We start from the raw sequence: 24,482 nt of genomic DNA, 5'->3' as shown, positions 1-24,482 counted from the left end.
CCGGACCCCCGGGTGGGGCGGGAAGCGCCGGCCGGGGCGTCAGGCGGGGAGGTGGGAGGCCACCAGGGCGGCGAACTCCTCGGGGGTGAGAATGCGGATGCCGAGTTCCTCGGCCTTGGCGCGCTTGGAGCCGGCCTTCTCGCCGGCGACCAGGAGGGTGGTGCGCTTGGAGACGGAGGAGGAGGCCTTGCCGCCAGCGCGTTCGATCAGTTCGTTCATCTGGTTGCGGGAGAGGTCGGCGAGGGCGCCGGTCATGCTGCCGGTGACGACGACGGCCTCGCCGGCCAGCGGGCCCGCCTCGGTGGTGCCGCTCTCCCCCGCCGCCGCGGGGGCCGTCGGGGTGGTGACGGCGGTGCCCACGCCGAGGGCGGCGAGGCGGTCCAGCAGCGGGGCGAGGTCGGCGAGTTCGGCGGCGACGACGCGGGCCTTCTCGGTGCCGATGCCGTCGACGCCGGCCAGGGTCTCGGCGTCGGCGGCCCGGATCGCCGTCATGCTGCCGAAGTGCGCGGCGATCCGGCGGGACATGGTCCGTCCGGTGCCGCGGATGCCGAGGGCGCAGAAGACCCGGTTGAGCGGCTGGGTGCGGGCGGTGGCGATCGCGGCGAGCAGGTTGTCGGCGCTGGTCTCCCCCATCCGGTCCAGGGTGAGCAGCTGCTCGCGGGTGAGGGTGAACAGGTCGGCGAGGTCGGCGACGAGTCCTGCTTCGACGAGTTGGACGGCGCGGGTGCCGCCGAGGCCCTCGATGTCGAGCTGGTCGCGGCCGGCCGCGTAGAGGACGGAGGCGACGGCCTGGCAGTTGCGGCCGCGTATGCAGCGCCAGCGCTGTTCGGTGGTGTCGATGGCGTCGCCGCAGCGCGGGCACGCCTCGGGGAAGGCGATGGGCTGCTCGTCGCCGGTGCGGGCGTCGAGGACGGGGGCCTCGACCCGGGGGATGACGTCGCCGGCGCGGTAGACGAAGACCTGGTCGCCGATCATCAGCCCGCGTCGTTCGATGTCGGCGGGGTTGTGCAGGGTGGCGAAGGTGACGGTGACGCCGTCGATGACGACCGGTTCGAGGACGGCGCGCGGGGCGATGATGCCGGTGCGGCCGACGTTCCACTCGACCTCGAGCAGCCGGGTGACCTTGTGCTGGGCGGCCAGTTTGCGGGCCACCGCCCAGCGTGGCGCGCGCGAGCCGGAGCCGGCCTCGGCGCGGTCGGCGGCCAGGTCGGCCTTGACGACGACGCCGTCGATCCCGAAGGGCAGTTCGGCGCGCAGGGCGGCGATCTCGTCGATCCGCCGCTGGACGTCGGCGATGTCCGCGCAGTGCCGCGGCGCGGCCGCGGTGGCGGCGGCGGTGTGGGCGCCGAGGGCGGCGAGGTGCTCCAGCAGGGCACTGTGGGCGAGGTCGCCGGGGCCGACGGCGTCGTAGGCGAAGAAGGTCAGCTCGATCCGGTAGGGGCGGTCCTTGGCGCGCAGGGTGCCGGCGGCGCCGCTGCGGGGGTGGGCGAAGGGGGTGGCGCCGTGGTCGGCGCGCACCCGGTTGGCGTGCTCGAACTGGCTCTGGGTGAGCAGGACTTCGCCGCGCAGTTCGATGTCGGCGGGCTCGGTCAGTTCGGCGGGCAGGCCGAGGATGGCGTCGGCGGCGTGGGTGACGTCCTCGCCGGCCAGGCCGTCGCCGCGGGTGATCACCTGCTGCAGACGCCCGGCGCGGTAGCGGGCGGCGACGGCGAGGCCGTCGAGCTTGGGCTCCACGCACCAGGCGGCGACGGGCCGGCCCAGGCGCCGCTCCAGGCCGGCGGCCCAGGACTCCAACTCCTCGGCGGAGAACACGTTGTCCAGGGAGAGCATCGGCACGCTGTGCGGGACGTCGCCGGTGGCGGCGCCGCCGGCCACCTTGCCGGTCGGCGACTCGGGCAGCACCTCGCCGGGGTGGGCGCTCTCGTACGCGGCGATGTCGCGCAGCAGGGCGTCGTACTCGTCGTCCCCGAGCGGGGTGGAGCCGTCGGCGTAGTACGCGGCGGCGGCCTGCACGGCGGCGGTGACGGCGTCGGCGTACGCGGACGGCGAGGTGAGCGGGGCGGCGGTCTCGGTCATGGGGGAATCATGGCGGCCGGCACTGACAGTCCGGCGGCGGGTGGGCGGGGTCAGGCCTGCCGGGCGGTGGTGGGGGTGTCGGCGCCGTGGCGGCGGGCGTCGCGGTCGCGCGGACGGGTCCGGGTTCAGTGGATCTTCGACCGCGCCGACTACACCTTCCTCGGCGAGCACACCGTCGCCCTCACCGACGGCACGACCGCCAAGAAGGGCGACGTCACCGGCCAGACGGCCGTCCTCCGCCGAGCCCTCGTCAACGCACTTGGCACCCGCCCGTAACGGCCTCAGGCCGGCTGAAGCCGCCCACGCAGCGCAGCGCGGGCCCGGGCGACGCCCCCGGGGGTGGCCCGCGCCCCGCTGCCGACCGCGATGCCCCTCGTGCCGAGGCCCGCACAGGCGCGGCAGATGCCGGGCCGGGGCACCGGATCGTGGCAGCGGCCGCACTCGGCGTAGGAGGCGGGCGGGGCTTCGGGGCGTTCCGGCGGCAGCTTGCGCCGCAGCCGGTCGCGGAGGACCGCCGCCGGGGAGTGCATCGGCTGCGGCAGCCCGGGGATCAGGGCCTGGGCCAACTCGGCCTCGCCGCAGCCTCGTTCCAGCCACGGCGCGACGAGCGGCGCCAGTGTCTGCGCCTCGGCCTCGCCGAGGCGCAGGCGCGGTTCGGGCCTGATCACCCGGAACAGGGTCGCCACAGCCGCCCGCGTCCGTTCATCCGGGAGGGTGGGTTCTTGTCCCGGGTCCTTTACGGGAGGGGTGACAGTGCCGCCGGTCCCTCGCCCACCGGAAGCCGGGCGGGGGACAGTCGGTTCGGGGTGCGGGGTGTCGAAGACGTGGGCCTCGGACCGGACCGTTCCGTCGGCCAGCCGGACCGTGTCGACCCGGTAGTACCCGGCGTCCTTCAGTTCCTTGAGCGCCCGCCGGACGGCGCCCCGCCCCTGCGGACTGCTGTCCGCCATCTGCCGCCCGTCCTCCCGCCACCCGTCGGGGCGGGAAAGGAGGTCGGCGAGCAGGCCACGAGCGGTGTAACTGAGCCGACGATCCTGCAACAGGCCGTTCGGAAGAACGGTGAACGCGCGCGCGTGCGCGCTACGATGAATCTGCATCTGGAGTTCCAGCTCCTGGTGCCCGACCCCGGGGTGTTCCATCACCGCCGGGGTCTCCTATGTTCTGTTGATGATGCGGAAAGTAGCATACCGGCTACACGGAGTGCGAACGTTGGGTATGGCGGCCCCAGCCGGTAGGGCGGCGTACGACAGCCCGCAGGCGTGACACGCACTGGCCGCCCGCGCTCCCCCGGGATCAGGTACGAGCGGCGGCCACCGCGTCCGTGTAAAGCTCCGTTGTCAGGTCGTCCTCGCTGATCCCGAGGTCCGCCAGCACGGCCCGCACGGCGTCCAGCGCTGCTTCGAGGCCGTCCTGGGCTGACGTAGCGGTCTCGACCTCGATGAATGTCGCGTCGAGTTCCGGCACGCGGACGAGCGTGGCGAGGAAGTGCCGATCGCTGCGTTCGAAGTCGTAGTTGCGGCACCGCTTCTCGAACCGGATGCGTGGGGTGAAGCCGAGGCCCCGGATGATCTCGTCGGCCGCCTCGGCGTCCTCCACCCGGGTCTCGGCCTCCCATTTCGACCCGGACGCCTCGTCCACCCGCGCGCCCTTGTACGTGAGCACGGTGCGAGTGTCGTCGGGCCCGTGAACGGAGCGGATCCGCAGCTCGCGGTCGGCTCCCATCAGGCTGCCGTCCAGGGCGTCGTAGTACGTGTCGCGGTACACCTCGGCGCGCCCGGCGCCGTACGACTTCTCCAATCGTGCGAGGACGAGTTCGGGGTCGCGTACGACGGCCTTGAGCTCCGCCTCGATCGCCATGCCGGTTCCTCCTGGGGTGCTACGCCTCCGGCGGCACGCTGTAGCGGCCCAGGACGTCGTCAGCCGTGGACCTGTCCAGCAGGCGCAGCTCCCAGGGCCCGGAGTTGACGTCGAACTCCTTGCCGAAGCCGACCCACTTGCCGGCCATTCGGCGCCCGGTCGGATCGACCAGCAGCTGAATGGCGCCGTGGTACCTGGCCCCCTGGTAGTAGCCGTCCTGCGCGGTCTGTTCCACCCACGAGCCCGTCACGACGTTCCGGTCGACAGTGAGGTCGAACGACAGCGGTGAATCGGGATTGGACGACGCGCCGGGGAGGGACCGGCCGGTGATCCGGTTCCCGCGCTGGGACAGGACGACGTGGTGCAGGCCGGTGAACGTGTTCTCCCGGCTGCTGCTGAAGAACTCGTAGTGGCTGATCCAGACCCCCGAGTAGTCCTCACCCGTGGGAGCAGGTGCGGCCTGCACGGGCGCGCTCGGTTCATCGCTGGTCATGCCATGGCCTCCCGTACCGTTCGCGTTGACCCTTGGCGGCCCGCCATGGGGCGGGCGCGCTCGAGGAGCCCGCGTACATGGGGGTTGCGGCGGTGCGGCCTGGTCGCGGAGAGCATCGAGCGGAAGCGGTCGTCGGCTCGGCCGGACTGGACGTGTGGGTAGTCGTCGAGGGCCCGGTGCCAGTCCGCGCAGGCTTCTTCGAGCCGGCCGGCCTGCAACTTCCACTCTGCGAGCATGCCGGTCATCCGCACCCGGTTGCGCACGTACACGGAGTACCGCAAGCGGTCGGATGCCTCCATCGCGGTGATCGCACCGGCTTTGTCCCCGAGCTCCCAGCGGACCTTGGCCTCGTGGTACGCGAGGGAGGACGGATCGTAGGAGCCGAATGCCTTTGCCTTGGACTCGGCCTGCTCCATCGCGACTTCCGCTATCCGCAGGTGGTACAGGGCTCCGGCCTTGTCCCCGGTCTGGGCGGTGGCATGCGCCTGCTGGCCGGCGAGGAAGGCCCTCATGCGGGGGCCGGCCTGTGGCGAAGCGGCCGAGGCGGCGTCCGCGAACCGCAGGGCGGTACTGCCGTGGCCGAGATCGACGGCCTGGACGCTCATGCCCCGCAGGGTGGTGCAGTACGTGAGGTGGTCGCCCGCGTGCCCGGCCAGCTCCAGAGCCTTCAGGTAGTAGCGCTGGGCCAGGGAGTCGTGGCGTTCATCCATGGCCATGTAGCCGGTCAGGTAGCAGTGGTCGGCGGCAGCCGACAGCATCGCCCTGCGGACGTCCTCGCTTGCGTCCGCCCGCAGGTACGGGACGATCGTGTTCACCAGGAACGAGGCGGCCATCGGGCGGGCCAATCGGCCGCCGAACTGGTCGTCCAGGTCGCTGATGCGCTCGGTCATCGCCGTGACGGTCTGGACCTCCGCCATGCCGATCCGTAGGTGCGGGTCGGTCCGCAGCCTCTCGAAGCGGCCCACCAGGTCGGGCCAGTCCGGAATGGTCAGGGCCGCCGAGTAGAGGCTGGCCGTGAGTACTCCGCGCCGGGATGGGTCCATGTCGAGGCTCCCCAGGTCAATCAGTCCTGACACCGTATCCGGCGACTGGTCAACAGGCGTAGGCATCTCGCGGAATCCGGCCTCGAAGGCGGTGATCGGCCGCCGGAGCCTCCGCGCCAGCGTCTCCAGCACCACCGGCAGGGCCTTCACCGAAGGCGAGGTGCCGCCGAGCCAGTGGGAGACGGCCGAAGCGTCGTACTTCAGCCGCTGCCCGGTCTCGGTGCCGGTCCGGTTGACGGCCCGTGCCAACTCGCCGTTTCCCCATGCTGCTTCGGTCATCAACGAGGCGAGCTTGTGGTTCGGCGCACGGTGGGTTCGCACGAAAGTTCCCCTTGCAGGCGGATTTCAAGGGTTTCAACGCCCTGGCTCGGCTCGACCATAGCCGATCACAGGGCAGGTCGGTTGACTGTTCGTCATCGCTCAATCACCAGCAGTGGTGCGACTGCTTCCCTCTCCCGCCCCCTTCGAGGTGTTCCCTCATGCTCACGTCTCGCCGTCCCCGCATGTTCGTCGCGCGCCTCGACTCGCGGACCGAATCCACGCCCCTGGCACGCTACTTGCTCCGGGCCTATCTCTCCGGGCTGCCCTCCGGGGATCGCTATCGCGACACCGCCGAACTCCTCCTCGGCGAACTCTTCACCAACGCGGTTCAGCACTCCGACGCGCCCGACGACCGGCGCATCGAAATCCGCTTCGCCCTCGTCAGCTCCCGCCTGCGGCTCGAAGTCCACGATGCCGGCACCAACCACCCCACTCTCCGTGCCGCCGCCCCCGACGACGAGCACGGGCTCGGGCTGTTCCTCGTCAGCGAACTGGCCGAACGCTGGGGCTGCGCTTCCCGCCCCTGTGGCATCGGCAAGTTCGTCTGGGCCCTCATCGCCCCCGCCGTCTGAAGGACCATCGCCGTGAACCTCGCCACCCTCGCCCGTCACACCCTCTCCCGTGGCGCCACCCCCGCCGCCACCTACGCCCTCCTCGCCCGCCTCGGCCACCGGCCCCTGCCCGTCGCCCGAGCCGTCTGCCTCGCCCTCGACATCCCCCACGCCGAGACCACCCGCCGCCTGGCCGACTGCTACGACGCCCTCCTCGCCGAGCACCACCCGGACTCCGCGAGCGACACCGGCGAACTCCTCGAAGCCCTCGGCGTCTTCGACGTCCCCAAATCCCTCACCGACACCGAACTCGCCGTCGTCGAACACTTCCTGGTCGCCATGGACGCCATGGGCGGCATCCGCCCCGGCCACCACCACGGCCTCCAACGCTGGTTCACCACCGGCAACCTCACCACCGCCTACCTCTCCCTCACCGCCACCCACCCCCTCCCCCGCACCGGCAACCCCGCCCTCTACTGGACCACCCTCGTCACCGCCGGCGAACTCCTCGCCACCACCCTCCCCTCCGACCGCCGCATCACCTACGCCCTCACCCACTGCCGCGCCCGCGCAACCCGCCCATGAGCGCAGGAAGTCGGCCCCGCCGACTTCCTGCACAGCAGACGGTTGGGTCTGTGCTCGGCGGCCCCGGCCATGAGTGGCCGGGGCCGCCGAAGCTCTCTTTCGGGCGGGCTCGTGTGCTCGCACACGAGCCCGCCCGCCCTATGGACCGGCCTCCGAACCTGTTGCCGCCATTCCGACTCGCTGTTCTTGCGGGCGGCCCGGCCGGGAACTGCGGGCCGCCCGCGCCTTGTTGTCTTTGCCGGAGGGATGGGTGGGAGGGCACTCGGTGTTTGGGGCGGGCCCGCGTGCTCGCCCTGGAAGATTTCACTTCCGGTGATTCCTCATATTCGCAAAGCCTGCCGCCTCGATCTCAGGTGGTCGTTTGGGGCGGGGCCGCCTTTTCAGCTCGGCCCCGCCCTGGCCTGGGCGTAGCTCGTCCGCTGTCTGCACAGGAAGTCGGCCTGGCCGACTCGCCGAGGGCAGCGGCGGGTTCGGCGGGGTGGCGGCCGGGAGCGGGAGCCGGTGGCCCTCGCGCCACTCGGCGGTGGTCCGCTCTCGATGACAAGGGATACAGCTCCAAGGCGATCCGCGCATGGCTGCGCGAACGCCGCATCATGGCCGTCATCCCGGAGAAGCGAGACCAGGCTGCCAACCGGAGGAAGAAGGGAAGCAGGGGCGGGCGGCCCGTTAGCCACGACGCCGGCCTCTACAAGCACCGCAACGTCGTCGAACGGTGCTTCAATCGTCTGAAGCAGTGGCGGGGTATTGCCACCAGATACGACAAGACCGCGAAGTCCTACGGGGCGGCTGTCACCCTTGCCGCGCTCCTCATGTGGACGTGACCCTTGACCACATCGCCTTGGGGGAGACGGGGCAGCCGATGTCCGCGATCAACGCGTGCCGAAGCCCAGGCGCCTCGGGACATTGCCCATCGTGCACATCTCAGCGACCTGCTCAGCCAAGTGGTCCAGGGCATCTTTGAGGGAGCTCTGATTGCTCCGCTCAAGGTGAAGAGTGTGGAGCCCGGCAGCGAACTCACCCCGGGGTTGATCAAGGTCAACGTCCACCCGGGCTTCGACGACCCAGCCAGCCGATGTGACCGTCGCGCCTGCAGAGAAACGCAACTCACTGACGTCGGGATCGCCCTCCGCATAGAAGGTGAAGCAGTGGTGAAGCAGCAACTCTGGCCCTGCGGGGTGCTGCTCAATCCGGATGGATGGCACCAGCCCAGACTCATCCCCAAAGGCGAAGGCGATGTAGAGCTGGGTGGTGAAGTCGTTCAGATTCTTGTGCAGGCGATCCATCGTCGTCAGCAAGAGGGCCACACCCTGTACATCACTCACGTCTGCGGTGTTCAACATGGCTAGATCGTCGCGCAGGAGCAATAGCGCCCGAACCCAGGTACAGCAGCACGCGGCTGCCGTACCTCGCGCCACACTCCTTGGACCTCAGCGGTTCCTCGAACCGGTATGAAGACAAGCCCTAGCGCACCACGGGAATCGCCCCGGAGCGCCAGTCAGCCAGCCGCTTGCGGATGCTCGATACCATCGGCAGCCCGTCCGTTTCGGCCGGGGTGAACCATGCCACCTCGTGGGACTCGTCGGACACTCGTAGCTCTCCTCCGAGCGGGCGTGCAAGGAGGCAGATGGAGAACTCCTGGCGGACCTCGCCGTCGTCGTAGGCGAAGACGTGCCGCGGGTCGGTGTAGGTGCCGACGATCCCGGTGATCTCGACCTCGATGCCGGTCTCCTCGCGCGTCTCGCGGACACCGCACCTGGCGAGCGACTCGCCGATCTCCATCTTGCCGCCGGGGAGCGCCCACATCCCGTTGTCGGTACGCCGCTGGAGCAGGACGCGGCCCGCGTCATCGACGACGACCACGGACGCGGCCGGGACCAACGAGTTCGCCGCGGGAGCGTTCGGGTCGTCCACGTAGTCACGCCTGGGCATGATCCATCACCTCCGCTGCCGGGGCCGTCCACACGTCACGCCCGTTCACCCACAAGTCCTCGACGTGACCGGCGAATCGATCGAACACGCCGTCGTCCTGGGCTCGCCTGAAGTGCATCATCGGGGCGTCGTGGCCGATCCTACCGGGCAGCAGTGGCGTGACGATCATGTCGTCGTCGAAGCGGAAGACGCTGAGTGAGACGTGTGCGGTCTCATATCGCGCCTCGATCGACGTGTCCCGCAGCTTTGCCAGTTCGGACAGGGTGACCTCGATCCGGGTCGAGAGACTCAGCGGGACGTCCTCCTCCAGCTCGCGTTGACGGGTGGCCGGGTGTCCGGGCTCACCCAGGATGAAGCGGATCCGAACGCCGGCCGCCGCTTTCTGCCGGAGCAGACTGCCGAAGTTCGCGTGCTCCAGCCACAGGAAGTAGTTGGTGTACCCGGCGAACGTCAGTTCCCGGGTTGCCCCCTTTACCAGCTGACGCCACAACGCGGCCGGCGCCGCCGACCGGTATGGGTACATCTGCACCAGCTCCCGGTCCGGGCCCGACTTCACGAGCTGTTGTACGGATGGCCAGAGCGCGGCTTCCTCCTCGCCTAGGGCCCGGCTGGCCGCTGAGCGGTGTCGGGCATGGGGCTCGCGAGAGGGATTCGCGAGCCATCGGTCGACGGTCTTGGGATCGACACCGCACACACGCGCGAGCTTGGACGAGGTCATGTTGGCACGGGCCATTGCGTCACGGAGTGGGCTGTTCACCGCTGGCCTTTCACGTTAGGGACGTTTCAAGGTCTACCAGTCGGACGTCCCAAACGTCCTGATAACGCGGTATGACGTCCCGTCGGACTGCCCGACGATTTCGAGCGTGACAGATGCCGCGCCGCTCATCCGCAGCCAGCGTCAAGACATTGGCGGGGGCCTCGTTCGATCCGGCGATCTCAATACGGGTGATCAAGCTTCAATTTCAATCACCGGATGGCGCCGCAACAGACGCGCGCAGCGTGATGCCGCGTCTTCGTAGCTTCCTGCCCTCCCCCTTCGAGGACCCCATGCTCACTGTCCGTCGGCCCCGCACGTTCGTTGGGCGCCTCGACTCCCGTATCGAATCCACTCCTTTGGCGCGGTACTTGCTACGGGCGTACCTCTCCGGGCTTCCCTCCGGGGACCGCTACCGCGACACCGCCGAGCTGCTGCTGTGCGAACTCTTCGCCAACGCCGTCCAGCACTCGGACGCGCCCGACGACCGGCACATCGAGATCCGCTTCACCCTCGTCAACTCCCGCCTCCGGCTGGAAGTCCACGACGCCAGCTCCGGGCAGCCGTCCCTCCGCACCGCTTCCCCCGACGACGAGCACGGGCGCGGACTCTTCCTCGTCAACGAGCTCGCCGAACGCTGGGGCAGCGCCACCCGCCCCTGCGGCATCGGCAAGTTCGTCTGGGTCCTGATCGCACCCGCCACCACTGCCTGAAAGCCCGAACCCTCCATGAACCTCTCAACCCTCGCCCGTCACACCCTCTCCCGCGGCGCCACCCCCGCCGCCACCTACGCCCTCCTCGCCCGCCTCGGCCACCGCCCCCTGCCCGTCGCCCGAGCCGTCTGCCTCGCCCTCGACATCCCCCACACCGAAACCACCCGCCGCCTCGCCGACTGCCACGACGCCCTCCTCACCGACCACCACCCCAACTCCGAGAACGACACCGGCGAACTCCTCGAAGCCCTCGGCGTCTTCGACGTCCCCAAGTCCCTCACCGACACCGAACTCGCGGTCGTCGAACACTTCCTGGTCGCCATGGACGCCATGGGCGGCATCCGCCCCGGCCACCGCCACGGCCTCCAGCGCTGGTTCACCACCGGCAACCTCACCACCGCCTACCTCTCCCTCGCAGCCGCCCACCCCCTCCCCCGCACCGGAAACCCCGCCCTCTACTGGGCCACCCTCACCACCGCCGGCGAACTCCTCACCACCACCCTCCCCTCCGACCGCCGCATCACCTACGCCCTCACCCACTGCCGCACCCGCGCAACCCGCCCGTAAGACGTCATCTCATTTGGTGAGTCGGCGATAGCAGATGAGGGCTGCGGCGATGCCGGCGAAGGCAGCGAAGTGCTCGGCCTTCCGCCGGCGCAGGCAGGAGCGGATGAACTCGGCAGGGTCGCCTCTCCCTGCAACGTATAGTGCGTCCCATGTCCAGCGAGCGGAGAGAGCCGGAAGCTCTCAAGAGCACGAAGCCAGCGACCTACGAGAACGTGTGTGCCGCGATCCTGGTCTCGCTCGACTACGCCAACCTGGACATGGACTTCCCCCGCATCGTGCACTGGCTGAGGCAGCTGCCCGCGGGAGACCGCGATCGCCTCCTGGGCGAACTGGAAGCAATCGCCACGACTGATGCGGTCCGCCGGGACGACGCGAGGTACCTGCTGGAGGGCCTCGGGCTGCGCCGCATCCACTGGGAGCAGCCCTAGAAGTCACCTCCCTTGGCGATCTGGCGGTAGCAGATGAGGGCTGCGGCGATGCTGGCGTAGGCGGCGAAGTGCTCGGCCTTGCGTTCGTAGCGGCGGTGGAGCCGGCGGAAGCCGCCCAACCAGGCCATCGTCCTCTCGATCACCCAGCGGTGCCGGCCAAGGCGCGTGGAGGACTCGATGCCGCGCCGGGCGGTGCGGGCGATGATCTGACGTCGCCGCAGGTAGGACCGGATGAAGCGATGGTCGTAGGCCTTGTCACCGTGCGGTTTGCCGGGCCTGCGTCGTCTGGGGCCGCGTCGCGAGCGGATCGGCGGGATGACTTCGGTGAGCGGGATCAGGGCCTGGCTGTCGTGGACGTTAGCGCCTGAGATCGTGATCGAAAGGGGCAGGCCGGTACGTTCGGTGAGCAAGTGGATCTTCGAATCGTACTTGCCCCGATCGACAGGATTCGGACCCGTCAGCTCCCCCTTTTCAGGACGCGCATGTTGACCTAGTCGACCGCGCAACGGGACCAGTCCAGCTCGCCGCGGCTGCCGAGGGGTGGGTGGGAGGGCACTCGGTGTTGGGCGGGCCCGTGTGCTCGCACGCGGACCCGCCCTGGAAGGTTTTCACTTCCGGTGATTCCGCGTATTCGAAAAGCCTGCCGCCTCGATCTCAGGTGGTCGTTTGGGGCGGGGCCGCGTTTTCAGCTCGGCCCCGCCCTGGGGCCTGGATGTAGCTCCTCCACTGTCTGCACAGGAAGTCGGCCTGGCCGACTCGGCGAGCACCGCAGCGGGTTCGGCGTGGGTGGCGGCCGGGAGCAGGAGCGGGTGGCCGTCGCGCCACTGGGCGGTGGTGCGCTCGCCGCCGAAGCGGCGCCGCCAGTACAGGTGCTGGGCGACGATCAGCGGGCCCAGCGCAGTGAGCAGCGGGAAGCCGGTGGTGAGCCAGCCGGCGGCGAAGCAGGCGCTGACGGCGCTGGTGGTGAGCAGGCCGGTGAGGGCGGCGGCCAGGGCGGCGGTGCGGCCGTGGGCCTTGGCGGCGACCAGCGGGTACAGGACGAGCAGCAGGAGGTCGCCGAGGCCGACGGCGACGGGGGCCGGGCCGCCGGTGAGGGCGAGCATCGGGGCGAAGGGGCGGTCCTGGACCTGTGCGAAGAAGCGGGTGGTGGTGTCGGTGAGGGTGGTGGCGGCCAGGTCGTAGCCGGTGAGGACGGCGGCGAGGGCGGCGGTGTGGGTGGAGCGCATGCCGCTCTGGGTCCAGAGGTTGGCGACGCCGATGACGGCGGTGGCGATGATCAGGTCGCTGCCGGCCCGGGCGGCGCCGGGGTGGCCGGTGAGGGCGGCGAGTGCGGTGGCGGCGGTGGCGGCCAGGGCGGCGGCCCAGGACCAGGGGGTGGCGCGCAGCCGGGTGGTGGCGAGCAGCGGGGCGAGGGTGAACTGGACGGCCAGGCAGCCGACGAGGCCGAAGAGGGCGGAGACGGCGGTGCCGGGCAGGGCGGTGTAGAGCAGTGGGGCGAGGACGACGCCGGCGCACAGGACGGCGACGTCGGCGCCGGTGAAGACGCCGACCGGGGGGCGGGGCATCCGGATGCGGGCGAGGTAGCGGGCGGCCAGGGTGATCTCGGCGGCGACGGCGGCGCTGAGGGCGGCCAGGGCGGTGGGGCTGACGTCCATTCAGTGCCTCCCCCGGCTGGGGTCGTCGAGGGTGTGGTGGCTGTCGGGGGTGTCGAAGGTGTGCTCGCGCAGGTCGGCGCGGACGGGCGCGGTGGGCGGCATGGCGGTGCGGTCGTCGTGGAGCACGATGTCGCACAGGCGCAGTCCGGCGGCGCGGGCGCGGTCTTCCAGGCGGCCGTGCAGGGCGGTGGCGGGCAGGCGGTCGACGAGCAGGTGCAGGCGGGCGGGTCCGTCGGGTCCGTCGGGGCCTTCGGTGAGGGCGTGGCGGGCGGGCAGCGGGACCTCGGGTTCGGCCTCGACGAGGTCGAGGACGTCGCGGGTGGTGACGGTGCGGCTGAGCGGGCCGTTCCAGCGGCCGAGGATCTCGGAGGTGGCGGGCAGGTGGGCGAGTTCGCAGGTGGGCGGCTCGGCAGGCAGGCGCACGAGGTCGCCGGTGGCGTAGCGCAGCAGGAGGGTGCAGTCGCGGTAGGGCACGTAGGGGGTGTGGACGACGGTGCCGGTGGCGCCGGGGGCGGTGGGTTCCCAGGTGAGCGGGTCGAGGACTTCGAGGTGTCCGAACTCGGTGGTGTGGTGGAGGTGGCCCTGGGTGCAGGGGGTGGCACCGGAGGGGAGGATCTCGGTCATCAGGTAGGCGGAGGTGAGGGTGGCGCCGAAGGCCGCCTCGGCGCGGCGGCGCAGTGGTGTGGAGAGCACCTCGCCGCCGACGCTGATCGACCGCAGGCCGAAGTCGCTGCTCCGCCACTTGTGGTGTTCGGCTTCCTGGACCAGGGCTGCCAGGTAGGAGGCGGAGGTGGTCAGGTGGGTGATCCGGGGGTCCTTGCCGGGCAGGCCGAGCGGGGCGGCGAGGCGGTCGAGGGCGACGGCAGGGCTGACGGTGCCGAACTGGACGAAGCCGGCGCCGGCGCGGGTGGCCGACTCCTCGGCGTTGACCAGTGGCATGGTGGCGCGGGAGCAGCCGGCGTAGGCGACGGTGTGGCGGGGACGCAGGCCGAGGCCGAGGACGGCGGAGATGGTGCTGAAGGCGACGGCGCACTCGAGTTCGGCGCGGGAGAACCAGACGGCGGTGGGGGTGCCGCTGGTGCCGGTGGTGAGTGCCATCAGGACGGGGGTGGCGGCGTCGGAGACGAAGGCGGCGGGCAGGGCGCGTAGCGCCTGCTTGGGGGTGACGGGGACGCGTGACCAGTCCTCGGGCTCCAACGTGGCCGGGTCGAGGTCGAGTTCGGCGAACAGTCGGCGGTAGTGGGCGGTGTGGCGGGCGGCGGTGCGGGCGGTGGCGCGCAGGCTGCGCCGGGCCACCTCGTGCCGCACCTTCGGGTCGACGGGTCCGGTCCGGCCGGGCAGCAGGGCGGAGTCCTCGCCGGGTTCGCCGAACTCGGCGATGGTGGCGACGAGGTCGCGGGCGAGGCGTTCCAGGTCCTTCGGCCGTATCCGGCGGTTCGTCAGGATGGCTGCGCCGTAGCGCAGTTGGCTCAGCGCGGTCGCGAACATGCGGGCTCCCCGGGCCAGGGTCGGACGGTGTGGCCACCCGGCCCCGGCCGGGGTCGACCGGGCCGGACCCGCGATCGGATCAGGCCATCGGTCGGGTCGTCGGTCGGATCCTCGGTCGGGTCAGACCATGTGGAGGAACATCGCGGCGGTGAGGGTGCTGAAGGCGTACTTGAGGTAGTGCTTGACCATGATCGGTTCTCCCTCGTACGGGCCGGCCGGGCGGCCCGGCCGGGCGCGGCAGCGGATGCCCGTGGCCGGTTCCGGTCGTCGGGCAACGGCAGTATAGGGACGCACCGGCCGCCCGCAACAGCCTGTGTGCAAGGCCAACCTTCTGATTGTTCACGTCAGTTCATGAAGGCCGCCTGGCGCCCTGGGGGTCGTCGTCGGCCGTCCGCTGCTCCCCCGGTCCGGTCCGGCGCCCCGTCAGGCCATACAGCGCCGCAGAGCCCTGACCAGCACCGACACCGGCGCCCTCGCCGCGGGGCGGAAGCGGCGGGTTCCCGTCGTGCGCGGGCGGCGTGTTCGGCCGTTCGGTGCATACCGGTCCGCGCAGGGGGAAGCCGCGCCCCGGAGGACGTTCCGTGGGCCACCGCCGCCCGCCGGGACGGATGGTGACGAGAAGTCAGGAGGAGCGATGCATCGGATCGAGGAGTCCGTCGAGGTTGCGGCGCCGCTCGGCACGGTCTACGGCAGCTGGGTGCGGTGCGAGGAGTTCCCGCGGTTCATGCGGGGGGTGGTCAGCGTCGACCGGTCGGACGGCGGATCCAGCTGGGTGGTGCGGACCGCCGCCGGGCCGAGGGAGTTCGAGGCCGTGACCACCGAGCTGGTGGAGCGGGAGCGGGTGGCGTGGACCAGCGGCCCCGGGCCGGTTCGGCACCGGGGCGTGGTCACCTTCCACCCCGTGGACGAGCGGACCACCCGGGTGATGCTCCAGCTGGAGATCGAGCCGCACGGGCTCTGGGAGCACCTCGCCGAGGCGCTGGGCTTCGTCGACCGCCGGGTGATCGACGACCTGGAGGACTTCAGGCAGCACGTCGAGCGGGACGGCGGGACGGCCGCCCGCACCGCGGGTGCGTAGCGGACGCGGCGGTCCGGACAGCCGATCCCCCGGGTGTCCGGACCGCCGCGGCGCCGGCAGGGTGGGGCCCTGCGGGGTTCAGCCCGCGAGGGTCTTGTTCAGGGCGTCGAGTCCGTCGGCGTAGATGCCGTGGAAGAGGTCGACGACCTCCTGCTCGGTGGCGCCCTTGGGGTTGAAGCGTCCGGACCACTGGACCTCGGCGACGTCGTCGCGGCCGGGGACGGCGTGGACGCGGAGGGTGGAGACGTACCCGTCGACCGGGAAGGGGGCCTGGAGGATGGCGTAGCTGTAGTGCCGCTCGGTCTCGTTGAAGTCGACGAGGCGCTCGACGATGACCTCGCCCTCGGGGTTCTTCAGGCTGCGGACGCGGCCGCCCTCGGAGGCGACGCTCTCGGGGATGTAGGGCAGCCAGTCGGGCAGGGCGTCGAAGCCGCCGATGAGGGCCCAGACCTTCTCGGGGGTGGCGGGGACGATGCGGCTGACGGAGGTGGAGGCCATGGTCGTTTCTCCTGTGCTGCGACGAGGGGAGCGTGGGGGTGTGGGGGTGCTCAGGCGTTGTTGGGCAGCGGGGCGGCGGGGCTGACGAGGCCGGCGGCGCGCAGGTCGGTCCAGAACGCGGTGGGGACGGTCTCGTTGAGGGCGGCGAGGTCCTCGGCGATGCGGCTGGGCTTGGTGGCGCCGGGGATGACGGCCTCGGTGACGGGGTGGGCGAGGGAGAACTGGAGGGCGGCGGCCTTGATGGACACGCCGTGCTTCGCGGTGAGGTCCTTGAGGCGGGCGACCTTCTCGATGATCGCCGGCGGGGCGGCCTGGTACTCGAAGTGGGTGCCGCCGGCGAGGATGCCGGAGCTGTAGGGGCCGCCGACGACCATGTCGACGCCCTGCTCCTGGGCCCTGGGCAGCAGGCGCTGGAGGGCGTGGTCGTGGTCGAGGAGGGTGTAGCGGCCGGCGAGGAGGAAGCCGTCGGGGCGCGGCTCGTCGAGGGCGAGGGTGAGCTCGATGGGCTCGGTCTTGTTGACGCCCAGGCCCCAGGCCTTGATGACGCCCTCGTCGCGCAGGCGGGACAGGACGCGGAAGGCGCCGGTGCGGGCCTCCTCGAACTTGGCCAGCCACTGGTCGCCGTGGAAGTCCTGGGCGATGTCGTGGACCCAGACGATGTCCAGGCGGTCGGTGCCCAGGCGCTTGAGGCTGTCCTCGATGGAGCGCTCGGTGGCCTCGGCGGTCCACACGTGGAGCATCTTGTTCGGGTTGCCGTGTTCGAACAGGCCGCCCTTCTCGCCGAGGTCGCGGTCGCCCTCCTCCAGCTCGTCGAGGATGACGCGGCCGACCTTGGTCGACAGCACGTACTCGTCGCGCGGCTTGGTGGAGAGCACCTCGCCCAGGCGCTGCTCGGACAGGCCGGCGCCGTAGAACGGGGCGGTGTCGTAGTAGCGGACGCCCTGCTCCCAGGCCGCCTCGACGGTGGCCAGGGCCTCGACGTCGGGGATCGCGCGGAACATGTTGCCGAGCGGAGCGGTGCCGAAGCCGAGCTTGCCGGGAAGGATCTTCTTCAGGGACATGCCATTTCCTCGTGGAGCGGGCGGGCGCTCGCGGGGAGGGGGTGCCCGCCAGGTGTCGCGCCCATGCCGAGCAATCAGTGCAGACGCGCCTTACATGCAGAAACAATAGTTGCATACGCGGGCCAATGCAAGGGATGCCCGGACGGGGGCGGGGAAGGCGCACGGGCGGCGGGATGGCAGCGGGCGGGGAAGGGGCCCGGCCGCCCCTCCCCCGCCCGTGCGGCCGGATGCCCAAGAACTACCTGGTCAAGGCCCGCCTGGAGGAGCTGATCGCCGAGCTGGGCCCGGGCGGGCGGCTGCCCACCGAGGCCGATCTGGCGCAGCGTCACGGCGTCGCCCGGGCCACCGTGCGCCAGGCGCTGCGCGAGCTGCTGCTGGAGGGGCGGCTGCGCCGGCAGGGCCGGGGCACGGTGGTGGCCGGGCCGAAGATCGAGCTACCGCGGCGACCGGTTCGGCTTCACCCTCGCCCTCGGCGCGCCGGAGGCCGACTGACCGGGGCGCGGCCGTACCCGGACCGACCAGGCGTGGACAGACCCGGACCGACCGGAGCGCCGCGGGACCCGGGGGCGCGGCCGTACCCGGACCCGGACTGACCTCCTCCGGCCCGACCTTGTAGGTTTCGGTGTCACCTGCTGCGAGGTGCCGGTGACACCGGGTGGGGAGGGAGGGCCCCGGCCGGGCAGGGGGACGGGCCCCGGAAGGGAAGGGCGGACGGTGGCCACGAACACGGAGAGCGTGTTCCGCAGCGAGGGCGTACCCGTGAAGGACCGGTTCGACTGCTGGCGGGAGCTGGTCAGCCGCACCCGGGACAGCGAGGTGACCAGCGACCACTGCGACGACTTCCGGGCGGAGATGCGGCGCCTGGAGCTGGGCCCGGTGACCCTGCTGCGCACTTCCTTCCCGCCGACCCGCTTCCACCGCACCGCGCGCCGGGTGCGGCACTCGGACCCGGGGGCCTTCCACATCACCCTGCTGCTCGACGGCGGCTTCGCCCTGACCCGCGACACCGGGCGCACCGAGACCTTCGGGCCGGGCAACCTGCACATGCTCGACAGCTCCCACCCCTTCGACCTGCGGTCCTTCGGCACCCGCGCCGCCAAGGCCCCCGGGGCCCCGCGCATCGAGGCCGTCGGCGTCGACTTCCCCCTCGCCCTGCTGCCACTGGCGCCGCACCGGCTGGAGGACCTGCTGGGCTGCGGCTTCTCCTCCCGGGAGGGATCCGGCGCGCTGGTCTCGGACTTCCTCCTGAGCCTCGACCGGCAGGCCGCCGCCCTGGGCCCGGCCGAGAGCCCCCGCCTGGGCGGCATCGTGGTCGACCTGGTGACCGCCTGGCTCGCCCGGGAGCTGGACGCCGAGGCCGCCGTACCGGACGACACCCGGCAGCGGGCCCTGGTCGAGAGCGTCCGGGCCTTCGTCGGACGCAACCTGCACGACCCCGGGCTGACGCCCACCGCGATCGCGGCCGCCCACCACATCTCCGTCAGCTACCTGCACCGCCTGTTCACCCGGCACTCCGGCGGCGAGACCGTCGCCGCCTTCATCCGCCGCCGCCGGCTCGAGCGGGCCCGCCGCGACCTGGCCGACCCCGCGCTGCGCGACCTGCCCGTCCACGCCGTCGCCGCCCGCTGCGGCCTGCCCCGCGCCGCCGAGTTCAGCCGCGCCTTCAAGGCCGCGTACGGCCTCTCCCCCCGCGATCACCGCCTTCACGCCCTGACCGGGACCGCCGGCAGGTAGCCGCACGGGCGGCGCGGGGCGGCCCCGCGCCCAGCCCCCGGCCCCGGGCCCGGGCCAGCCCCGCCCCCGGTTTCCCAGCCCCCGACCCGGACCCCGATCCCGACCCCGAACCCGATCCCGGGCCAACATATGTCACGACACATATGTCGTGTAACCTGTCCGATATGAGTACTACGGAGAAGATTCCGACCCTCGTCTTCGTCCCCTGCTTCTCCGGCGCCCCGTGGAGCGCCGAGCAGCTCGCCCCCTACGGCGACGCGCCCAAGCGGACGCTGCGCCTGCCCGAGGGCGTCGACGACATCGAGCGCTACGCCGACCACGTCGAGGAGGCGGTCGCGGACCTGGACGACTACGTGCTGGTCGGCGACTCGTTCGGCGCGAACATCGCGCTGGCGCTCGCCACCCGCCGCCCCGAGGGCCTGCGCGCCCTGGTCCTGTCCGGCGGATTCGCGGCCAACCCGGTCGACTCCAAGCCGTGGAAGGCCCTGATGCGGGTGATCGGCAGGGCCCGCGGCCCGTTCTACACCCAGCTGACGCTGCGGGCCCACGCCCACCGCCTCGCCTCCCCGTTCGACGGCGAGGGACAGGTGCCCTGGAGCGAGGCGCGCAGCCGGGAGCTGTTCCTTGCCAACACCCCGGCCGCGTCCTTCGGCGCGCGCGTGCGGGCCGGTCTCACCGCCGACTACGTCGACGCGCTGGGCCGGATCGAGGTCCCGACCCTGCTCCTGACCCCCTCGCACGACGTGCTGATCGGCGAGGACGCCTCCAAGATCATGCTCGCGGGCATCCCCGACGCCCGGGAGGTCGTGCTGCCGCGCACCGGCCACATGTTCCGCTTCTCCCACCCGGTAACCTACGCCGCCGCGGTCGAGGACTTCCTCGCCTCCCAGCCGACCCCCCGGAAGGACATCGATGCGTAAGGCCGAGCACCTGCGGTTCGCGATCCTGGCAGCCCAGCGCGAGGGCAACCGGCTGCTGATCCAGGCCCTCAAGCCCCACGGCATCACCCCGTCCCAGGCCGAGGTGCTGCGCCTGCTCCAGCAGCACGGCACCCTGAGCCTGAGCGGGCTCGGACAGCTCCTGGTGTGCGAGAGCGGCACCAACCCCAGCCGGCTGGTCGAACGCGTCGTCGCGGCCGGGCTGGTCGAGCGCCGCACCGACGACGCGGACCGCCGCTACCTCCAGCTCAGCCTCACGCCCGAGGGCGAGCGCCTGGCCACCGAGGTCGCCGGGATCGAGGAGTTCCTCTACGGCGCGATGGACGCCGCCTGCGAGGGCCTGGACACCGACGCGATGCTCGCGTTCCTGCACCGGTTCATCGACCCCCTCCCCTCGGGCGAGGCCCTCAACAAGCGCCTCTCCCTCGACTGACGCCACGGCCGGCACCACGACCGCGAACGCGAAAACCCCGCACCATGAGCACCCGATGCGCACGAGCGGACGGGAATCGCGGATCAGTGCACGCAATGCCAAGAACAGTCCACTCGGTGCCAACACGGCGGAGGTACCTGCCTGGCATGCTCATCCAGGAACACCGCGCAGCGGAATCTCAGGTTCCGTTTCCATGCCGACGGCCCGGCACGCCACGGGGGAGCGTGCCGGGCCGCCGGATTCCGGCGCGGCCCGTGCCGGAATCCGGCGCGGCCTGTCATGGGGCGCACTCGTACGCGCCTATCGCGGCCGCGTGGGCAGCGGCCCGCAGCAACGGAGTCTGGAGCCCTCGTGGAACCGATCGAAGCCGGCCTGGAGACCGATCCGGAGACGGCGCACATCCGGGACCTGGTGACCGAATCCGTCACCGGGTACGAACCCGTCGGATTCGCCGACCACTGCTGGGTCCTCCACGCACTCCGGGAGCTCGACGACGCGGGCCGCGAGATCCGCCGCACGCGCTGGGCGCAACCGTTGGCGGGCGCGGGGCGGCACCTGGGGAGCTGGGGCTCCACCCTCTCCACCCGGGTCTTCGGCGGCATCCCGCTGCAGGGGCTCGCCGTGCCCGACTCGGGAGCGCCGGACCGCGGCAGTCTGCGCGCCCTGGTGGAGGTGCTCGCCCGGTTCAGCCCCGACGGGCCGGACACCGAGTGCTACTGGGCGCAGCCCCCGCTGGAGAACATCGGCGAACCGGTGAAGCTGCGGCGCGGCCGGCTCCGCGAGGCGCTCGCGCTGTGGGACGGGCTCGGCTCCCCCGGCTTCCCGAACGCGTTCCCGGTCAACTGGTGGCCGGTCGACCGGTCGTGGTTCGTGTACTCGGACAACGACCTGTCCGCCACCGAGGTCTTCGGGTCGGCGGAGCTGGTCGCGGCGGTGCTCGCCACCGCGTCGCTCGACGCGGTCCGGCACCCGCTGGTCGCTGAGGTCCTCGACTCGCGTCCGGGCTGGCTCGTCTGAGCCGCGCGGCGGGCCGTCGCGCGGTCGTCCCGGGGTCATCCCGCGGTCCTCACGGGGTCGGGGCGGGCTTGTCGTTGGCGTCCTCCCTCGCCCAGGCGCCGGCGCCGAGGCGTCCGGTGGTGCCGAGGTCGAGTTCCGGGGTGACCATGACGGGGGCCGCGTCGGGGGTGGCGCGCACCCGGACGTAGGGGGCGTTGAGCGGTTCGCCGGCGCCGGCCTCGGTGGTGTTGCGCCACACCAGGGTGGTGCGGGCGCCCTCCCCCGGGCGCAGGTCGATCCGCCGGGGCGGGTCGTCGGCGCCGGTGCCGGTGGCGATCTCGGCGCCGCCGCGCAGGACGCGCACCCCGTCGAGGGCCCTGTGGTCGAGGTCGAGCGGCTGCACCTGCGGGTAGCCGTCGAGGGTGACGGTGGCGGTGCCGCAGTTGCGCAGGTGCAGGCCGACCACGCGCAGGCCCATCGCGGCGTCGCCCTCGTCGGCGTACAGCCGCAGGCCGGAGGGTGGGCAGGGACCGCCGGCGTTGGGCGCCTCGGCGGTGGGCACGCTGCGGACCTTGAGGAGTTCGGGCTTCGGCGCACGGGCCTCGGGCGGTGTCAGGGTGGGCGGCGGGCCTGTCCGCGGTGCCCGGCCGGGCGTGGTCAGGTCGATCCGCCCCTTCTCGGTGGCGCCCGGGGCGAGCCCGGCGACGGTCCGGGTCAGGTTCCCCACCCTTCCCCCGGGGCCGCCGAACACCGCCGCCCCCTGGCCCGGGTCGGGGCCGTTGAACACCACGGTGAAGTCGTACGGTTCGCTGTTCGGGTTGGTCACCTCGTACTCGAAGCAGGTGGGCCCGGCGGCGGTGATCCGCGCCCCGCCCTGGGCGACCTTGGTGGGCTGCGGCACGCCGGGCGCGCTCGGCGGCGGGGTGCCGCACGGCGCGGAGCTGCCGGAGGCCTCCGGGCCGCCGCCGGAGCCGGCGGTCGTCGCGGTGCCGCAGCCGGCGAGCAGCAGCGCGGCTGCGACCGAACTGAGTTGACGTATCGTCAGCTGGCGGCGGGGCGTGGAGGACTGGTGCATCGAGCGAGTCGATCACGCCGCGCGCCGGACGGCTGTGAGCTGCACCACTCGGTGTGCAACAGCCCTGCCACGATCAGCGCCGTCGGCGCGGTGGCGCGGTGGCGCGGTTCTCATCGCGTGGGGTCCTGTGCCCGGTCGGCGTCCGGCTGCCGGCCGGTGGTCCACGAGGCGAGGATGCGCAGGGCGTCGTGGGAGGGGCTGCCCGGTTCGGCGGTCAGGACCATGAGGCGCTGTCCGGAGCCGTCGGGGCTGGTCCAGGTGTCGCAGTCGAGGGTGAGGTCCCCCACCAGGTGGTGGCGGTAGTGCTTGGTGCCGTAACCGGCGCTGTTGACGCGGTGTTCGGCCCACCAGGTGCGGAAGTCGGCGTCCTGGAGGGACAGTTCGCCGACGAGTCGGGCGAGGTCGGGGTCGTCGGAGTCGGCCGCGGCTTCCATGCGCAGCGCGGCGACGGCTTCCCGGGCGTCGTGGGACCAGTTCCGGTGCAGGTGCCGGACGACCGGGTCGGTGAACAGCAGCCGCAGGTAGTTGCGGTGGTGGGGCGCGACGGTCGCGAAGTCGGTGTAGAGGGCGGTGGCGGCGGGGTTCCAGGCCAGAACGTCCAGGCGTTTGCCGAGGACGAGCGCGGGGGTGTCGGTGAGCTGGTCGAGCAGCCGCCCCATGGCGGGGCGCAGGCGTCGGTCGGGGCGGCGGGGGCGGGGGCGGGCGTCGGTCCGGCCGGCGAGTCCGTAGAGGTACGTCTGCTGGTCGTCGTCGAGGCGCAGGGCGCGGGCCAAGGTGGTGAGCACGGGTTCGGACGCCCGGACCCGGCCCTGTTCCAGCCGGGTGTAGTAGTCCACGCTGATGGCGGCGAGCCGGGCGACCTCCTCGCGGCGCAGCCCGGCGACCCTGCGGGCGGTGTCCGTCTCGGGGAGGCCGCACTCCTGCGGGGACAGCTGGGCCCGGCGGGCCTTGAGGAAGGCGCCCAGCGCCCGGGAGTCGGAGTCTGCGGTCATGCCTCCAGTGTCGGTGTGCCGGGGCGGGTGGGGCACGTGTTCCGGGGGGGGCAGGTTCTTTCCCGGGCACAGGCCTGACTCTCCCGCGCGGGCGGCGGGTGACGGAACGTGGAGGCGTGCCCGGCAGGGCGGGGCCCCGCGTCCCGGTGTCGGCGCGTCACGTCCCGTCACCGTCCCAGTGGAGATCGCCTCATGGCCCCCATGGCCCGCACCGCCGCCCGTACCGCCCATGACGTCCGTACCGTGCGTTTCGACAGCGCCGGCATCACGCTCGTCGGCCACCTCCACACCCCGCAGGCGCCGGCGCCCGGTCCGCGGCCGGCCCTCGTGGTCGGCCACCCGGGCACCGGCGTGAAGGAGCAGGCCTCCGGCACCTACGCGCGGCTGATGGCCGAACGCGGCTTCGTCACGCTCGCCTTCGACGCCGCCCACCAGGGCGAGTCGGGCGGTCTGCCGCGGGGCCTGGAGGACCCCGCCCAGCGGGTGGAGGACTTCAAGGCCGCGGTGTCCTACCTCTCGGCCCTCAGCGAGGTCGACGCCGGGCGGATCGGCCTGCTGGGCATCTGCGCCTCGGGCAGCTACGCGCTGGCCGCGACCGGCACGGACCGCCGGGTCAGGGCGGTGGCCGCCGTGTCCACCGCCGAACCCGCCCGCCAGTTCCGCCTCGGCGCCGACGGCACCCAGGACCCGGCTGTCTTCGAGGCCCTGCTGGACGCGGCCGCGGCGGCCCGCGGCGCCGCCGCGCGCGGCGAGGACCCGGGGGCGCTGCCCGTGTTCCCGGAGACCGCCGAGCAGGCCCACGCGCTGGGCGGCCGGCACGGCGCCGAGGGCTTCGCGTACTACTGCACCGCGCGCGGCGGGCACGAGCGCTCCGCGAAGACCCTCGCCTGGGAGAGCGTCGACCGGATGGCGCTTCACGACGCCTTCCTGGCGGTCCCGCTGATCGGCCCCCGCCCCGTCCTCCAGATCATCGGCGAACACGCCGTCACCGCCTGGATGGCCGTCGAGGCCCACCAGCGCGCCACGGGCCCCAAGGAGATCCACTGGATCGAGGGCGCCGGCCACGTCGACCTGTACGACAGGGAGGAGTACGTCGCCCGGGCCGTCGACAAGCTCACCGAGTTCTACACCGCCCACCTCGCCGCCCGCTGACGGCCGGAGTCGGACGCTCCTACCGAGATCCGTATGACAGGATCGAGAGGCCTGACGCCGTCCAC

The 24,482-nt window shown here is 72.2% G+C and carries 27 protein-coding genes and 2 pseudogenes; 14 read left to right on the top strand and 15 right to left on the bottom strand.

All coding sequences use genetic code 11. From position 1 onward, the window contains the following. Positions 1-39: 39 nt before the first annotated feature. The gene (ligA, locus tag ACWDBB_RS16905; RefSeq protein ID WP_449790316.1) at positions 40-2,076 is read right to left on the bottom strand and encodes an NAD-dependent DNA ligase LigA; all 2,037 of its coding nucleotides are present in this window, start codon (positions 2,074-2,076) and stop codon (positions 40-42) included. A gap of 9 nt (positions 2,077-2,085) precedes the next feature. Here ligA and ACWDBB_RS16900 point away from each other — a divergent pair, with 9 nt between their 5' ends. Continuing rightward, positions 2,086-2,352: a hypothetical protein gene (locus ACWDBB_RS16900; RefSeq protein WP_449790315.1), complete on the top strand. Its 267-nt coding sequence runs from the start codon at positions 2,086-2,088 to the stop codon at positions 2,350-2,352. Positions 2,353-2,357: 5 nt separating this feature from the next. Here ACWDBB_RS16900 and ACWDBB_RS16895 read toward each other — a convergent pair whose 3' ends face one another. From ACWDBB_RS16895 to ACWDBB_RS16885, 3 genes are all read right to left on the bottom strand, one after another. Next, on the bottom strand, positions 2,358-3,215 hold the full coding sequence (locus tag ACWDBB_RS16895) for a hypothetical protein (protein WP_449790343.1): 858 nt from the start codon (positions 3,213-3,215) through the stop codon (positions 2,358-2,360). Between the two features lie 154 nt (positions 3,216-3,369). After that, positions 3,370-3,933, bottom strand: a complete 564-nt coding sequence (gene cyaB / locus ACWDBB_RS16890; RefSeq protein WP_449790314.1) for a class IV adenylate cyclase — start codon at positions 3,931-3,933, stop codon at positions 3,370-3,372. Positions 3,934-3,952: 19 nt separating this feature from the next. Continuing rightward, complete coding sequence (locus ACWDBB_RS16885; RefSeq protein ID WP_449790342.1) at positions 3,953-4,618, bottom strand: XRE family transcriptional regulator; 666 nt, start codon at positions 4,616-4,618, stop codon at positions 3,953-3,955. A gap of 1,330 nt (positions 4,619-5,948) precedes the next feature. On the opposite strand from ACWDBB_RS16885, the gene ACWDBB_RS16880 reads away from it, so the two are divergent. The 3 genes and pseudogenes from ACWDBB_RS16880 to ACWDBB_RS16870 all read left to right on the top strand — a co-directional run. Further along, on the top strand, positions 5,949-6,362 hold the full coding sequence (locus ACWDBB_RS16880; protein ID WP_449790313.1) for an ATP-binding protein: 414 nt from the start codon (positions 5,949-5,951) through the stop codon (positions 6,360-6,362). A 12-nt stretch (positions 6,363-6,374) separates the two neighbouring features. Then, positions 6,375-6,926, top strand: coding sequence for a hypothetical protein (locus ACWDBB_RS16875; RefSeq protein ID WP_449790312.1), 552 nt, complete (start codon positions 6,375-6,377; stop codon positions 6,924-6,926). 485 nt (positions 6,927-7,411) lie between these two features. Beyond that, positions 7,412-7,747, top strand: a pseudogene (locus tag ACWDBB_RS16870) (transposase); the annotation flags it as partial. Between the two features lie 48 nt (positions 7,748-7,795). Here ACWDBB_RS16870 and ACWDBB_RS16865 read toward each other — a convergent pair. The 3 genes from ACWDBB_RS16865 to ACWDBB_RS16855 all read right to left on the bottom strand — a co-directional run bounded on the left by ACWDBB_RS16865 (position 7,796) and on the right by ACWDBB_RS16855 (position 9,573). Next, complete coding sequence (locus tag ACWDBB_RS16865) at positions 7,796-8,266, bottom strand: hypothetical protein (protein ID WP_449790311.1); 471 nt, start codon at positions 8,264-8,266, stop codon at positions 7,796-7,798. Between the two features lie 121 nt (positions 8,267-8,387). After that, on the bottom strand, positions 8,388-8,855 hold the full coding sequence (locus ACWDBB_RS16860; RefSeq protein WP_449790310.1) for an NUDIX hydrolase: 468 nt from the start codon (positions 8,853-8,855) through the stop codon (positions 8,388-8,390). After that, a complete protein-coding gene (locus tag ACWDBB_RS16855; RefSeq protein WP_449790309.1) occupies positions 8,842-9,573 on the bottom strand; it encodes an XRE family transcriptional regulator in 732 nt (243 codons plus the stop codon). Before ACWDBB_RS16855 ends, ACWDBB_RS16860 begins: the two co-directional genes overlap by 14 nt. Positions 9,574-9,725: 152 nt before the next feature. Here ACWDBB_RS16855 and ACWDBB_RS16850 point away from each other — a divergent pair, with 152 nt between their 5' ends. The 3 genes from ACWDBB_RS16850 (at position 9,726) to ACWDBB_RS16840 (ending at position 11,317) form a co-directional block, all read left to right on the top strand. After that, entirely contained in the window at positions 9,726-10,322 is a 597-nt protein-coding gene (locus tag ACWDBB_RS16850) for an ATP-binding protein (protein ID WP_449790308.1), read from the top strand. A 15-nt stretch (positions 10,323-10,337) separates the two neighbouring features. Continuing rightward, complete coding sequence (locus tag ACWDBB_RS16845) at positions 10,338-10,889, top strand: hypothetical protein (protein ID WP_449790307.1); 552 nt, start codon at positions 10,338-10,340, stop codon at positions 10,887-10,889. A gap of 149 nt (positions 10,890-11,038) precedes the next feature. Beyond that, positions 11,039-11,317, top strand: coding sequence for a hypothetical protein (locus ACWDBB_RS16840; RefSeq protein ID WP_449790306.1), 279 nt, complete (start codon positions 11,039-11,041; stop codon positions 11,315-11,317). On the opposite strand, the pseudogene ACWDBB_RS16835 reads toward ACWDBB_RS16840, so the two are convergent. The 4 genes and pseudogenes from ACWDBB_RS16835 to ACWDBB_RS16820 all read right to left on the bottom strand — a co-directional run. Next, positions 11,314-11,855: pseudogene (locus ACWDBB_RS16835) on the bottom strand (IS5 family transposase); the annotation flags it as partial. The gene ACWDBB_RS16840 and the pseudogene ACWDBB_RS16835 overlap by 4 nt on opposite strands. A 70-nt stretch (positions 11,856-11,925) precedes the next feature. Next, positions 11,926-12,972, bottom strand: coding sequence for a hypothetical protein (locus ACWDBB_RS16830; RefSeq protein ID WP_449790305.1), 1,047 nt, complete (start codon positions 12,970-12,972; stop codon positions 11,926-11,928). Next, complete coding sequence (locus tag ACWDBB_RS16825) at positions 12,973-14,460, bottom strand: phenylacetate--CoA ligase family protein (protein ID WP_449790304.1); 1,488 nt, start codon at positions 14,458-14,460, stop codon at positions 12,973-12,975. It abuts the gene before it with no gap. A gap of 120 nt (positions 14,461-14,580) precedes the next feature. Then, the gene (locus tag ACWDBB_RS16820; protein ID WP_402403917.1) at positions 14,581-14,754 is read right to left on the bottom strand and encodes a hypothetical protein; all 174 of its coding nucleotides are present in this window, start codon (positions 14,752-14,754) and stop codon (positions 14,581-14,583) included. 340 nt (positions 14,755-15,094) lie between these two features. Between ACWDBB_RS16820 and ACWDBB_RS16815 the strand changes: the two genes are divergently transcribed. Beyond that, on the top strand, positions 15,095-15,538 hold the full coding sequence (locus ACWDBB_RS16815) for an SRPBCC family protein (protein ID WP_449790303.1): 444 nt from the start codon (positions 15,095-15,097) through the stop codon (positions 15,536-15,538). Between the two features lie 78 nt (positions 15,539-15,616). Here ACWDBB_RS16815 and ACWDBB_RS16810 read toward each other — a convergent pair whose 3' ends face one another. Next, complete coding sequence (locus ACWDBB_RS16810) at positions 15,617-16,036, bottom strand: SRPBCC family protein (protein WP_449790302.1); 420 nt, start codon at positions 16,034-16,036, stop codon at positions 15,617-15,619. A 50-nt stretch (positions 16,037-16,086) separates the two neighbouring features. Beyond that, positions 16,087-17,097, bottom strand: coding sequence for an aldo/keto reductase (locus ACWDBB_RS16805; RefSeq protein WP_449790301.1), 1,011 nt, complete (start codon positions 17,095-17,097; stop codon positions 16,087-16,089). A gap of 227 nt (positions 17,098-17,324) precedes the next feature. Here ACWDBB_RS16805 and ACWDBB_RS16800 point away from each other — a divergent pair, with 227 nt between their 5' ends. The 5 genes from ACWDBB_RS16800 (at position 17,325) to ACWDBB_RS16780 (ending at position 21,219) form a co-directional block, all read left to right on the top strand. Further along, positions 17,325-17,690 (top strand): GntR family transcriptional regulator, encoded by a 366-nt coding sequence (locus ACWDBB_RS16800; protein WP_449790300.1) that lies wholly within the window; start codon positions 17,325-17,327, stop codon positions 17,688-17,690. Between the two features lie 121 nt (positions 17,691-17,811). Further along, positions 17,812-18,831 carry an AraC-like ligand-binding domain-containing protein gene (locus tag ACWDBB_RS16795; protein ID WP_449790299.1) on the top strand — a complete coding sequence of 340 codons (1,020 nt, stop codon included), beginning with the start codon at positions 17,812-17,814 and terminating at the stop codon, positions 18,829-18,831. Positions 18,832-18,995: 164 nt separating this feature from the next. Further along, positions 18,996-19,751: an alpha/beta fold hydrolase gene (locus ACWDBB_RS16790; protein WP_449790298.1), complete on the top strand. Its 756-nt coding sequence runs from the start codon at positions 18,996-18,998 to the stop codon at positions 19,749-19,751. Beyond that, complete coding sequence (locus ACWDBB_RS16785) at positions 19,744-20,202, top strand: MarR family winged helix-turn-helix transcriptional regulator (RefSeq protein WP_449790297.1); 459 nt, start codon at positions 19,744-19,746, stop codon at positions 20,200-20,202. Before ACWDBB_RS16790 ends, ACWDBB_RS16785 begins: the two co-directional genes overlap by 8 nt. Before the next feature lie 351 nt (positions 20,203-20,553). After that, positions 20,554-21,219, top strand: a complete 666-nt coding sequence (locus tag ACWDBB_RS16780; RefSeq protein ID WP_449790296.1) for a hypothetical protein — start codon at positions 20,554-20,556, stop codon at positions 21,217-21,219. 49 nt (positions 21,220-21,268) lie between these two features. Here ACWDBB_RS16780 and ACWDBB_RS16775 read toward each other — a convergent pair whose 3' ends face one another. Continuing rightward, positions 21,269-22,273 (bottom strand): DUF4232 domain-containing protein, encoded by a 1,005-nt coding sequence (locus tag ACWDBB_RS16775; RefSeq protein WP_449790295.1) that lies wholly within the window; start codon positions 22,271-22,273, stop codon positions 21,269-21,271. A 110-nt stretch (positions 22,274-22,383) separates the two neighbouring features. After that, positions 22,384-23,265, bottom strand: a complete 882-nt coding sequence (locus ACWDBB_RS16770) for a helix-turn-helix domain-containing protein (protein WP_449790294.1) — start codon at positions 23,263-23,265, stop codon at positions 22,384-22,386. A gap of 192 nt (positions 23,266-23,457) precedes the next feature. On the opposite strand from ACWDBB_RS16770, the gene ACWDBB_RS16765 reads away from it, so the two are divergent. Next, positions 23,458-24,417, top strand: coding sequence for an alpha/beta hydrolase (locus tag ACWDBB_RS16765; RefSeq protein ID WP_449790293.1), 960 nt, complete (start codon positions 23,458-23,460; stop codon positions 24,415-24,417). The last annotated feature ends 65 nt before the right edge of the window (positions 24,418-24,482 follow it).

The sequence above is a fragment of the Kitasatospora sp. NPDC001095 genome, from assembly GCF_053598615.1.
Note: the sequence above shows the minus strand (reverse complement) of the source record. Positions and strands in the feature narration are given on the sequence as shown.